Source organism: Enterobacter sp. 03-F-07-AD-ECC (assembly GCF_047530935.1).
GTDB lineage: Bacteria > Pseudomonadota > Gammaproteobacteria > Enterobacterales > Enterobacteriaceae > Enterobacter > Enterobacter cloacae.
The window spans coordinates 17,124-29,133 of sequence record NZ_JBLKBZ010000031.1 but is presented as its reverse complement, the minus strand read 5'-3'; the positions used below and the strand labels follow the sequence as shown (position 1 = coordinate 29,133).

General features: G+C 56.3%; 13 protein-coding genes and 1 riboswitch. Of the genes, 7 read left to right on the top strand and 6 right to left on the bottom strand.

From position 1 onward, the window contains the following. Nucleotides 1-411 precede the first annotated feature (411 nt). Both purH and purD read left to right on the top strand, forming a co-directional pair. Nucleotides 412-2,001 carry a bifunctional phosphoribosylaminoimidazolecarboxamide formyltransferase/IMP cyclohydrolase gene (gene purH, locus ACMWKA_RS23825; protein ID WP_414760659.1) on the top strand — a complete coding sequence of 530 codons (1,590 nt, stop codon included), beginning with the start codon at nucleotides 412-414 and terminating at the stop codon, nucleotides 1,999-2,001. A gap of 15 nt (nucleotides 2,002-2,016) precedes the next feature. Further along, nucleotides 2,017-3,309, top strand: coding sequence for a phosphoribosylamine--glycine ligase (purD, locus tag ACMWKA_RS23820; RefSeq protein WP_058684288.1), 1,293 nt, complete (start codon nucleotides 2,017-2,019; stop codon nucleotides 3,307-3,309). Nucleotides 3,310-3,356: 47 nt separating this feature from the next. On the opposite strand, the gene ACMWKA_RS23815 is transcribed toward purD, so the two are convergent. The 6 genes from ACMWKA_RS23815 to nudC form a co-directional block, all read right to left on the bottom strand. Continuing rightward, nucleotides 3,357-4,049, bottom strand: coding sequence for a DUF1481 domain-containing protein (locus tag ACMWKA_RS23815; protein WP_023621286.1), 693 nt, complete (start codon nucleotides 4,047-4,049; stop codon nucleotides 3,357-3,359). A gap of 11 nt (nucleotides 4,050-4,060) precedes the next feature. Continuing rightward, nucleotides 4,061-4,333: a nucleoid-associated protein HU-alpha gene (gene hupA, locus ACMWKA_RS23810; protein ID WP_002445246.1), complete on the bottom strand. Its 273-nt coding sequence runs from the start codon at nucleotides 4,331-4,333 to the stop codon at nucleotides 4,061-4,063. A gap of 186 nt (nucleotides 4,334-4,519) precedes the next feature. Then, nucleotides 4,520-5,110 carry a YjaG family protein gene (locus tag ACMWKA_RS23805; RefSeq protein WP_013095017.1) on the bottom strand — a complete coding sequence of 197 codons (591 nt, stop codon included), beginning with the start codon at nucleotides 5,108-5,110 and terminating at the stop codon, nucleotides 4,520-4,522. A gap of 44 nt (nucleotides 5,111-5,154) precedes the next feature. Then, the gene (nfi, locus tag ACMWKA_RS23800) at nucleotides 5,155-5,823 is read right to left on the bottom strand and encodes a deoxyribonuclease V (protein ID WP_029883065.1); all 669 of its coding nucleotides are present in this window, start codon (nucleotides 5,821-5,823) and stop codon (nucleotides 5,155-5,157) included. A 9-nt stretch (nucleotides 5,824-5,832) separates the two neighbouring features. Continuing rightward, nucleotides 5,833-6,897 (bottom strand): uroporphyrinogen decarboxylase, encoded by a 1,065-nt coding sequence (gene hemE, locus ACMWKA_RS23795; RefSeq protein ID WP_020684618.1) that lies wholly within the window; start codon nucleotides 6,895-6,897, stop codon nucleotides 5,833-5,835. 40 nt (nucleotides 6,898-6,937) lie between these two features. Next, nucleotides 6,938-7,711 (bottom strand): NAD(+) diphosphatase, encoded by a 774-nt coding sequence (gene nudC, locus ACMWKA_RS23790; RefSeq protein ID WP_013095014.1) that lies wholly within the window; start codon nucleotides 7,709-7,711, stop codon nucleotides 6,938-6,940. A gap of 95 nt (nucleotides 7,712-7,806) precedes the next feature. Between nudC and ACMWKA_RS23785 the strand changes: the two genes are divergently transcribed. From ACMWKA_RS23785 to thiS, 5 genes are all read left to right on the top strand, one after another. Then, complete coding sequence (locus ACMWKA_RS23785) at nucleotides 7,807-8,304, top strand: Rsd/AlgQ family anti-sigma factor (protein WP_013095013.1); 498 nt, start codon at nucleotides 7,807-7,809, stop codon at nucleotides 8,302-8,304. Between the two features lie 54 nt (nucleotides 8,305-8,358). Then, a riboswitch (TPP riboswitch) is annotated at nucleotides 8,359-8,468 on the top strand. A gap of 79 nt (nucleotides 8,469-8,547) precedes the next feature. Further along, entirely contained in the window at nucleotides 8,548-10,443 is a 1,896-nt protein-coding gene (gene thiC / locus ACMWKA_RS23780; protein WP_414760658.1) for a phosphomethylpyrimidine synthase ThiC, read from the top strand. Continuing rightward, nucleotides 10,443-11,078 (top strand): thiamine phosphate synthase, encoded by a 636-nt coding sequence (gene thiE, locus ACMWKA_RS23775; protein ID WP_414760657.1) that lies wholly within the window; start codon nucleotides 10,443-10,445, stop codon nucleotides 11,076-11,078. The genes thiC and thiE overlap by 1 nt, the downstream gene beginning before the upstream one ends. Continuing rightward, nucleotides 11,071-11,826, top strand: coding sequence for a HesA/MoeB/ThiF family protein (locus tag ACMWKA_RS23770; RefSeq protein ID WP_013095010.1), 756 nt, complete (start codon nucleotides 11,071-11,073; stop codon nucleotides 11,824-11,826). The genes thiE and ACMWKA_RS23770 overlap by 8 nt, the downstream gene beginning before the upstream one ends. Further along, nucleotides 11,810-12,010, top strand: a complete 201-nt coding sequence (gene thiS / locus ACMWKA_RS23765; RefSeq protein WP_013095009.1) for a sulfur carrier protein ThiS — start codon at nucleotides 11,810-11,812, stop codon at nucleotides 12,008-12,010. The genes ACMWKA_RS23770 and thiS overlap by 17 nt, the downstream gene beginning before the upstream one ends.

Genomic DNA, 12,010 nt, shown 5'->3' with positions numbered 1-12,010 from the left:
GACGCGCTTCAGCGCTCTGTCGCGAGGTGGCGTATATTACGCTTTCCTCTTTCAGAGTCAACCCTGATTTTCAGGATTTTTTCTCTTCAACCGACCGGGCTGTTTGTGAAGTGATTCACATCCGCCGTGTCGATGGAGGCGCATTATAGGGAGTTCTCCGCAGGCCGCAACCGCTAAATGACAGAAAAATGACTGACTGCTGCATTCCCCAGCAAAACCCCGCCTTATACCTTTTTATACACAGAGTTATCCACAGCGATGCGAAAAAGTGAAAATTCGCGAGCGTTGCGCAAACGTTTTCGTTAAAATGCTCGCGCTTAACAAGGATGCCTCGTCAGGTGTGTTAGATGAGTTTTTCGCTGGAAAATTCATCTAACGCTCTCTGTAATCGTGAAATCCAGGGGATTTACCATGCAACAACGTCGTCCAGTCCGCCGCGCTCTGCTCAGTGTTTCTGATAAAGCCGGTATCGTCGAATTCGCTCAGGCACTTTCTGCACGTGGTGTAGAGCTGCTGTCCACAGGTGGTACCGCACGCCTGTTAGCAGATAAAGGTCTGCCGGTAACCGAAGTGTCCGATTACACCGGTTTCCCGGAAATGATGGATGGACGCGTCAAAACCCTGCACCCGAAAGTCCACGGCGGCATTCTGGGTCGTCGCGGTCAGGATGATGCCATTATGGAACAGCATGATATCGCGCCAATTGATATGGTTGTCGTTAACCTTTATCCGTTCGCCCAAACCGTGGCGCGTGAAGGCTGCTCTCTGGAAGACGCCGTAGAGAATATTGATATCGGCGGACCGACGATGGTGCGCTCCGCGGCCAAGAACCATAAAGACGTGGCCATTGTGGTGAAGAGCAGCGACTACTCCGCCATTATTAATGAAATGGATGCGAACGAAGGGTCACTGACTCTGGACACCCGTTTCGACCTCGCGATTAAAGCATTCGAACACACCGCCGCGTACGACAGCATGATCGCCAACTACTTCGGTAGCCTGGTGCCGGCTTACCACGGCGAAAGCAAAGATCCTTCCGGCCGCTTCCCACGCACGCTGAACCTGAACTTCATCAAGAAGCAGGATATGCGTTATGGCGAGAACAGCCACCAGCAGGCAGCCTTCTATATAGAAGAAGAGGTAAAAGAAGCTTCTGTCGCTACCGCACAGCAGATTCAGGGCAAAGCGCTCTCTTATAACAATATTGCCGATACCGATGCCGCACTGGAGTGTGTGAAAGAGTTCAATGAGCCTGCCTGCGTTATTGTGAAGCACGCGAACCCCTGCGGCGTAGCGGTCAGTACCTCTATCATGGACGCTTACGATCGCGCCTATAAAACTGACCCGACCTCTGCCTTCGGCGGCATTATCGCGTTTAACCGTGAACTGGATGCCGAAACCGCACAGGCCATTATCTCTCGTCAGTTTGTTGAAGTGATCATCGCGCCATCTGCGTCTGAAGAAGCGCTGAAAATCACCGCCGCGAAACAGAACGTGCGCGTGCTGGTTTGCGGCCAGTGGGCAGAGCGCGTGCCGGGTCTTGATTTCAAACGTGTAAATGGTGGGCTGCTGGTTCAGGATCGCGATTTGGGCATGGTGACAGCCGCTGACCTGCGCGTCGTCACCAAACGTCAGCCAACCGAACAGGAACTGCGTGATGCGCTGTTCTGCTGGAAAGTGGCGAAGTTCGTGAAATCCAACGCCATTGTCTATGCCAAAGAGAACATGACCATCGGGATAGGTGCAGGCCAGATGAGCCGCGTTTACTCTGCGAAAATTGCCGGTATCAAAGCAGGCGACGAAGGCCTGGAAGTAAAAGGTTCTGCCATGGCGTCTGACGCCTTCTTCCCGTTCCGTGACGGTATTGATGCGGCCGTCGCTGTGGGTATTACCTGTGTGATCCAGCCTGGCGGTTCTATCCGTGACGACGAAGTCATTGCCGCTGCCGACGAACACGGCATTGCGATGATCTTCACCGATATGCGTCACTTCCGTCATTAATTCCCGGAGCAGAAAATGAAAGTATTAGTGATCGGTAACGGCGGGCGCGAGCACGCGCTGGCGTGGAAAGCGGCGCAGTCTCCGCTGGTTGAAACCGTTTTTGTGGCTCCGGGTAATGCGGGTACGGCGCTGGAACCTGCGCTGCAGAACGTCGCCATCGGCGTGACCGATATCCCCGCGCTGCTGAGCTTTGCCCAGAACGAGAAAATCGATCTCACCATCGTCGGCCCGGAAGCGCCACTGGTGATTGGCGTCGTTGACGCGTTCCGTGCCGCAGGTCTGAACATCTTCGGCCCGACGGAAGGCGCAGCACAACTGGAAGGGTCTAAAGCCTTTACCAAGGATTTCCTTGCGCGTCATAACATCCCGACGGCGGAATACCAGAACTTCACCGAAGTCGAGCCCGCGCTGGCTTACTTACGTGAAAAAGGCGCGCCGATTGTGATCAAAGCCGACGGTCTGGCTGCCGGTAAAGGTGTTATCGTCGCGATGACGCTCGAAGAAGCCGAAGCAGCCGTACAGGATATGCTGGCAGGCAATGCCTTTGGCGACGCGGGCCACCGCATCGTGATTGAAGAGTTCCTTGATGGCGAAGAAGCGAGCTTTATCGTGATGGTGGATGGCGAACACGTTCTGCCGATGGCCACCAGCCAGGACCATAAGCGCGTGGGCAATGCGGATACCGGACCGAATACCGGCGGTATGGGCGCTTACTCCCCTGCCCCTGTGGTGACGGATGAAGTGCATCAGCGCACCATGGACCGTATCATCTGGCCAACCGTAAAAGGAATGGCTGCCGAGGGTAACACTTACACCGGTTTCCTCTATGCGGGCCTGATGATTGACAAGCAGGGCAATCCGAAGGTGATCGAATTTAACTGCCGCTTCGGCGATCCCGAAACTCAGCCAATCATGCTGCGCATGAAATCTGACCTGGTGGAGCTGTGCCTGGCCGCATGCGACGGCAAGCTGGATGAGAAAACCTCAGAGTGGGACGAACGCGCGTCTCTGGGCGTGGTGATTGCTGCGGGCGGTTATCCTGGCCACTACAACACCGGAGATGAGATCCATGGCCTGCCGCTGGAAGAAACCGAAGGTGCCAAGGTGTTCCACGCCGGAACGAAACTGGCTGACGACGATCGCGTACTGACCAACGGTGGCCGCGTGCTGTGTGCCACCGCGCTGGGTCATACCGTTGCCGAAGCGCAGAAGCGCGCTTATGCCCTGATGGCGGATATCCACTGGAACGGTAGCTTTAGCCGTCAGGATATCGGTTATCGTGCGATTGCACGTGAGCAGGGGGAGTAATCCCCCCTCATCCTAAACCCTCTCCCTCAAGGGAGAGGGGATTTATGTCAAAAACTCTTTTCTGTCGGCTGCCAGGTGCAGAAATCTTCGTTCGCCACCAGCAACAGCTGAGAGCCTTCAGGCGCTTCAAGCCACGCCACACTCACTTCCATCGATGAATGACGCTGACGGCGCTGTATATGTTCGGTTGCCCAGGATTCAAGATCAGGTTTGACTGTCTGCCCTTCGCAGGTAGTGACCGTACCATCGGTATGCCAGCGCCCCTGGCGCAGCACCACGCGTCCCTGACGCAGCGCATCACTGGTCTGGCGGATTTGTCCGGCACGATAACGATAGAGAGCAACCTGATCGCTGGAGAGTTGCTGTTTTTGACCGTTGACTTCACGCTGCATAAAGCTCAGCTCGCCGTGGTCATCAAACCGCACTTTTACATGTTCGGGGGTTTTGCCGTAGATATTGAGTTCGATGAATGACAGGTCGTCTCCCTGCCAGCGATACTCTGCGGTCGATGTATTGCCGTTATGCCACGGGCTAAAAGCGGAAAGTAGATGCACTTCACCGCCAGAATCTTTACGCCAGATCCTCACCGCTCCCTGGTTGTCAGCGTAACCGCTGGCGGTAAACGGTGGTAAAGAGGTGTCATGGCTACAGGCGGAAAGCAGTAACACGCCCGCCAGCGCGAGCGCGCCACGCCAGAATGACAAAAGGGGCGTTGCCGCCCCTTCGTTAAAACTGTTCACTGCCACGCGTCTTACTTAACTGCGTCTTTCAGTGCTTTACCAGAAACAAATGCCGGCACGTTAGCTGCGGCGATTTTGATTTCTTTACCGGTCTGCGGGTTGCGGCCAGTACGCTCAGCGCGGTGGTTCACTTTGAAGGTACCGAAACCAACCAGTTGTACAGCATCGCCTTCTTTCAGAGACTCAGTAATAGCAGCCAGGGTAGATTCCAGAGCAGCTTTAGCCTGCACTTTAGACAGATCAGCCTTGTCCGCAATTACATCAATCAGTTGAGTCTTGTTCATAAGTTATCCTTTCAATGTGTTTATCGCTTGCTAAGCATCGAGTGCGACGAAAATGCCAAAATAGCACTCTCCTGCATACACGCACCGATAGCCACTTTTTTTCGCCCCCCAAATGTAGACCAGACGGGGGGCAGAAGGGAAGAGTCGAGGTGCGACAAAACAGGCGTTAAATCACGTTTTGTTGTCTCATTGGTTAAAAATTATACCAATATTACTCTCGCCGGCCTCACGCAAGTCCGCACGCAGCCCTTTTATCAGCTCAATATCGCGTTCTTCACATTCTGCCAGCAGGCGGAAAATCTCCCACTGAATATCCCATTCCTGTTCAACCGCAGGGTTAGCCCGCAGCTCTTCGTCGGTCATTTCACGGCCTGCCTGGGTCATTTCGAGCATCGCTACGGTCGTAATGGATGCCTTACTGACTTCAATAGCGTGCTCCAGCGTTTCACCGCTCAGACGAGAGTGAATCAGTTCGCTTAACGCTACGCAGGCATCAATTGCCGGATAGACACCGTACAGATCAAAATCATCCGCCACCGGAATAGCCTCTTCGAGTTTTTCCAGCTGAGAGTCGAAGTTCACCTTTGCGTCTTTGACCGTCAGCGTTTCCCAGATGAGGTCGAGGATCCGGCGATAAATATGGCCATCACCAAACTCCGTCTGCTTGCAGAACGCGGCGTAGTTCGGATACATGCGCTCGCACAGGCAAGCCATAAAGGTGACGTGCTGCCAGCTTTCCAGCTTCTCAAGGCGCAGGTGAATCGGGTTTTGTAGCATGATGAGATCTCGAATCGAAAATTAGCCGCAGTTTACCTGATTCATCACTGAATTTCCTGCCAACGAACAAAAGCCGGACGAGCAGAGGCCACCGCATCTGCCCAGCGCGTGGGCTCAGGTAAACGGTAACCCTTCATACAACGCTGCACCCAGGCCAGGGCGCTGTCCATGCTCACACGGTGCCCGGTTGCGATAAACAGCGGGTTACAGCGCGCTTTACTGCGCCAGACCCATGCCAGCTGCTCACCCTTATCAATAAGCGGCGCCAGCGCGCCCGGCTCGGCGGAGAGCGGCTCAAATGCACCGCACAGGCGTTTTTTGGCCACACCGATGGTGGGTACATCCACCAGCAGACCAAAGTGGCTGGCAACGCCTAAGCGACGCGGATGAGAGATACCGTGTCCATCAACAAACAGCAGATCGGGTTTTTGCGAGAGTTGCTCCCACGCTGCGAGCAGCGCGGGGTATTCACGGAAGGAGAGAAAGCCCGGTATGTACGGCATGGTGGTGGCGATACGCGCCACTTTGTACTCCACCAGCTCAAGTGAGGGATACTTCAGCAGCACCATCGCCGCCCGCGTCACTTCACCGCCCTGCTCAAACCCGACATCCGCACCGCCTATATACTGCGGGGGATCCTTATCCAGACGATCCTCGCGGACCACGGATGAAGCCAGTTCTATCTGTTGAGCGCGTAATGACGCGAGATCCATAACCACTCCTTATTTGTGATATTGCGCAGAAAGTCGGTGCACCGCCTCCACAAACGCGCCAGCGTGCTCTGGCGGAACGTCCTGATGGATACCGTGCCCGAGGTTAAACACGTGCCCTTCCCCCTGGCCAAAGCCAGCCAGAATAGACGCCACCTCTTCTTCAATACGGGCAGGCTGCGCGTAGAGCATGGACGGATCCATATTGCCCTGCAGCGCCACTTTGTCACCCACGCGACGGCGCGCGTCGGCGATATCGGTGGTCCAGTCGAGACCCAGCGCATCGCAGCCGGTCGCCGCCATGGCTTCCAGCCACTGACCGCCGCCTTTGGTGAACAGCGTGACCGGCACACGGCGGCCTTCATTTTCACGCAGCAGGCCATCAACGATTTTGTGCATGTAGTAGAGCGAAAATTGCTGATAATCGCGCCCGGTCAGCACGCCGCCCCAGGTATCGAAAATCATCACCGACTGCGCACCCGCTTTGATCTGCGCGTTCAGATAGAGGGTGACGCTTTTCGCCAGCTTATCGAGTAGCGCATGCAGGGCCAGCGGCTCTGCATACATCATCTTTTTGATCACGGTAAAGGCTTTACTGCTGCCGCCTTCAACCATATAGGTCGCCAGCGTCCACGGACTGCCGGAGAAGCCAATCAGCGGGACTTCGCCTTTCAGTTCACGACGAATGGTGCGCACGGCATTCATCACATAGCCCAGCTCCTGTTCAGGATCGGGAACGGGCAGCTTATCAACGTCCGCTTTGCTTTTGATTGGGGAAGTGAAACGCGGGCCTTCGCCGGTTTCGAAATAGAGCCCAAGGCCCATCGCATCCGGAATGGTCAGAATGTCCGAAAAGAGAATGGCGGCATCCAGCGGGAAGCGGCGCAGCGGCTGGAGCGTAACTTCACACGCCAGCTCGGCATTTTTGCACAGCGACATAAAATCGCCCGCCTGCGCACGCGTGGCTTTGTACTCTGGCAAATAGCGTCCCGCCTGGCGCATCATCCACACCGGGGTGACATCAACGGGCTGGCGCAGCAGCGCACGCAGATAACGATCGTTTTTCAGTTCGGTCATTTTTGCAGTTCCTTAAGCGTCATGGCCTCAGTGTAACATGTCACTCAGCATCAGCCCGACACATTGCTACGGTATCTTCTATCAGCCGACGGGCGACGGTGCCTGGTGGTGGCAGCAGCGGCAAATCGTCATAACGATACCAGTTCGCCTCCAGCAACTCTTTCTGGTCGATGACAATCTCGCCGCTGTCATAATCGGCCATAAAGGCCGTCATCAGCGACTGCGGGAACGGCCACGGCTGGGAGGTAACATAGCGCAGGTTTTTAACCTTAATCCCGCTCTCTTCCATCACTTCACGCGCCACCGCCTGTTCCAGCGTTTCGCCCACCTCGACGAACCCGGCCAGCACGGTATGAATGCCGTTGCGATGACGGGTATGCTGCGCCAGCAGGATGGAATCGTCACGACGGATAGCGACGATAATGCACGGCGCAATTTGCGGGTAGTAACGCTCACGGCAGTGGCTGCAGAGCATCGCCCACTCGGTTTTACTGGGGTGCATGGTGTGACCACAGTAGCCGCAGTACTTATGCGAACGGTAAAACTCAGCCAGCTGCACACCCCGGCCCGCCAGCTGGAACAAACCCACATCCTGATCCAGCACCTGACGAACCGATCCCATGTCATTGCGGCGTGGCTGTTGGATCAACCACACGGGTTCACCCTGCCATTCCCCGATCTTCAGCGCGGGCAGGCCGACAAGATCGAATTTTTCTGCTGCGCCATAGGGTATTTCCCCGGCAGGCAACCATAATTTTTGTTCGTGACTGACGATCCACCAACCCAGATCTGATTTTTCAATAATACGATCCATATCTATTGCACTACCTTCGCTTCACTGACATGTTGTTAGCATTGTGGTTACATTTTGGATAAGCAGATTCAATTCTCAACCTTGCGGAGTCAACCATGTTAAACCAGCTAGAGAGCCTGACTGAGCGCGTTAGAGGAAGTAACAAACTGGTGGATCGCTGGCTACATGTGCGCAAGCATCTACTCGTGGCTTATTACAATCTGGTCGGTATTAAGCCTGGCAAAGAATCGTTTATGCGGTTGAATGAAAAAGCGCTGGATGATTTTTGTCAGAGCCTGGTCGACTATCTGTCCGACGGCCATTTCAATATTTATGAACGCATTATCCGCGAAATGGAAGGGACTACACCGTATTTAGCGGCCAGCAAACTCTATCCGCTGCTGGAAGCTAACACCCAGCAGATCATGGATTACTACGATTCCACGCTTGAGAACGCTATCGATCACGATAACTATCTTGAGTTTCAGCAGGCGCTTTCCGACCTCGGCGAAGCGCTGGAAGAGCGATTCACGCTGGAAGATAAGCTGATCGCCCTCGCCCTGGATCACGGCCTGGATGTGAGCCACGAAGATAACGTCGCGCGACCTGCTTGAGTTCTTAATCGTTAACGAGTAATTTACAACCATTCGCCCCTCTGCGGAGGGGGATTTTTCTTGTCGGAGTGCCCAGTGTGCAAGCACGGGCTGAGACCGTTAATTCGGGATCCGCGGAACCTGATCAGGCTAATACCTGCGAAGGGAACAAGAGTCACACTGCTGTTGTATCGCCTCCAGGGCGATCCTCTCTTGCTTCATCCGTCGTCTGACAAGCCATGTCCTTCACTTTTGGAATGAGCTATGTCTACAACAAAACTGACCCGCCGCGAACAGCGCGAACAAGCCCAACACTTCATCGACACTCTGGAAGGCACCGCTTTCCCGAACTCAAAACGCATTTACATCACCGGTTCACAGGCGGATATCCGCGTGCCAATGCGTGAAATCCAGCTTAGCCCGACCCTTATCGGTGGCAGCAAAGCACACCCGCAGTATGAAGATAACGAAGCCGTTCCGGTGTATGACACCTCCGGTCCGTACGGCGATCCTGCGGTTGCCATTAACGTTCAGCAGGGTCTGGCGAAATTGCGCCAGCCGTGGATTGACGCGCGTAACGACTGCGAAGAGCTCTCTGACCGCAGCTCGGCGTACACCAAAGCGCGTCTGGCCGACGATGGTCTTGATGAGCTGCGCTTCACCGGGTTGCTGACGCCGAAACGCGCGAAAGCGGGTAAATGCGTTACCCAGCTGCACTATGCCCGCCAGGGCATCGTCACGCCGGAGATGGAGTTTATCGCCATTCGTGAAAACATGGGTCGCGAGCGTATCCGCAGCGAGGTGTTACGCCACCAGCATCCGGGAGAAGGCTTCGGGGCACGTCTGCCGGAAAACATCACGCCGCAGTTTGTACGTGATGAAGTGGCCGCTGGCCGCGCGATTATCCCTGCCAACATCAATCACCCGGAATCTGAACCAATGATCATTGGCCGCAACTTCCTGGTGAAGGTCAACGCCAATATCGGCAACTCAGCCGTGACCTCCTCCATTGAAGAAGAGGTGGAAAAACTGGTCTGGTCGACACGCTGGGGCGCGGACACGGTGATGGACCTCTCCACCGGGCGTTACATCCACGAAACCCGCGAGTGGATCCTGCGCAATAGCCCGGTGCCTATCGGAACGGTGCCCGTTTATCAGGCACTGGAGAAGGTGAACGGTATTGCCGAAGACCTCACCTGGGAAGCCTTCCGCGACACGCTGCTGGAGCAGGCCGAGCAGGGAGTCGACTACTTCACCATTCACGCGGGCGTGCTGCTGCGCTACGTGCCGATGACGGCGAAGCGTCTGACCGGTATTGTCTCGCGCGGCGGCTCTATCATGGCCAAATGGTGCCTGTCGCACCATAAAGAAAACTTCCTCTACGAACACTTCCGCGAGATCTGTGAAATCTGTGCCGCGTACGATGTCTCCCTGTCGCTGGGCGACGGCCTGCGTCCGGGCTCCATTCGTGATGCCAACGACGAAGCGCAGTTTGCCGAACTGCATACCCTGGGTGAGCTGACCAAAATCGCCTGGGAGTATGACGTGCAGGTGATGATTGAAGGCCCGGGACACGTGCCAATGCAGATGATCCGCCGCAACATGACCGAAGAGCTGGAGCACTGCCACGAAGCGCCATTCTATACCCTGGGGCCGTTGACCACGGATATCGCTCCGGGCTATGACCACTTCACCTCCGGGATTGGTGCGGCAATGATCGGCTGGTTCGGCTGCGCCATGCTCTGCTATGTGACGCCGAAAGAGCACCTCGGCCTGCCCAACAAAGAGGATGTGAAGCAGGGGCTGATCACCTACAAAATCGCCGCCCACGCCGCGGATCTGGCCAAAGGCCACCCTGGCGCGCAAATCCGCGACAACGCCATGTCGAAGGCGCGCTTTGAATTCCGCTGGGAAGACCAGTTCAACCTGGCGCTCGATCCTTTCACTGCCCGCGCGTATCACGATGAAACCCTGCCGCAGGAGTCGGGCAAAGTGGCGCATTTCTGCTCCATGTGCGGGCCAAAATTCTGCTCGATGAAAATCAGCCAGGAAGTCCGTGACTACGCCGCCACGCAAACCATTGAAGTGGGCATGGCGGATATGTCAGAAACCTTCCGCGCGAAGGGCGGCGAAATCTACCTCAAAAAAGAGGAGGCGTAATGTATCAGCCTGATTTCCCTTGCGTTCCCTTCCGTTTAGGGCTCTATCCGGTGGTGGACAGCGTGACGTGGATCGAACGCCTGCTGGCGTGCGGCGTTCGCACAATCCAGCTGCGCATTAAGGATAAACGTGATGACGAGGTGGAGGCCGATGTGGTCGCCGCCATCGCGCTGGGGCGTCGCTACGACGCGCGCCTGTTTATCAACGACTACTGGCGACTGGCCGTTAAGCACCAGGCGTACGGTGTGCATCTGGGTCAGGAGGACCTGGAAACAACGGACCTGAGCGCTATCCGGGACGCTGGATTAAGACTGGGGGTGTCAACACACGACGACATGGAGATCGACGTGGCGCTGGCGGCTCGCCCTTCGTATATCGCACTTGGCCATGTTTTTCCGACGCAGACCAAACAGATGCCCTCGGCCCCACAGGGGCTGACGCAGCTGGCGGCACATGTTAAACGCCTTGCCGATTACCCTACCGTCGCGATCGGTGGGATCAGCCTGGAACGCGCTCCTGCCGTGCTGAATACCGGTGTCGGCAGTATCGCTGTTGTCAGCGCCATTACCCAGGCGGCAGACTGGCAGGCCGCCACCGCACAGCTGTTAAAGCTGGCAGGAGCAGGCGATGAATGATCGTGATTTTATGCGCTACAGCCGCCAGATCCTGCTGGAGGATATCGCCATTGACGGGCAGCAAAAGCTGCTCGCCAGCCGGGTCCTGATTGTTGGTCTGGGCGGATTAGGCGCTCCTGCCGCGCTCTATCTGGCAGGCGCGGGCGTGGGCACGCTGGTTCTGGCCGATGACGACGAGGTACATATCAGTAACCTGCAGCGACAAATCCTCTTCACCACGGAGGATGTTAACCAGCCCAAAGCGCAAATCACCCGCAAAAGGCTGAAGCAGTTGAACCCGGACATCACGCTCATCGCGCACCAGGAGCGGCTCCACGGCGACACTCTGCAGCGCGAAGTCGCCCTTGCTGATGCGGTGCTGGACTGCACCGACAATATGGCGACCCGCCAGGCCATTAACGCCGCCTGCGTGGCACAGAATACGCCGCTTATCACCGCCAGTGCGGTCGGTTTCGGCGGGCAGATGATGGTGCTGACCCCGCCCTGGGCGCAGGGCTGTTATCGCTGCCTGTGGCCGGATGATGCCGAGCCGGAGCGCAACTGCCGCACCGCGGGCATACTGGGCCCGGTGGTAGGCGTGATGGGGACCCTGCAGGCGCTGGAAGCCATTAAATTGCTCAGCGGTATGGAAACAGAGCGCAATACGCTGCGGCTGTTTGATGCCCGCTCCAGCGGCTGGCGTCATCTGGCACTGCACCGCGCCAGCCACTGTCCGGTGTGCGGAGGCCGCAATGCGCATTCTGTTTAATGATGAGCCGATGAAATGCGATGACGGTCTCACCGTTGCCGCGCTGCTCGAGAAGCTGCGCCAGCTCAAGCCGGGAACGGCGCTGGCGCTTAATCAACAGATCCTGCCGCGTGAGCAGTGGGAACATCAGCAGGTGAGCGAAGGCGACCAGATCCTGCTGTTTCAGGTTATCGCCGGGGGCTGA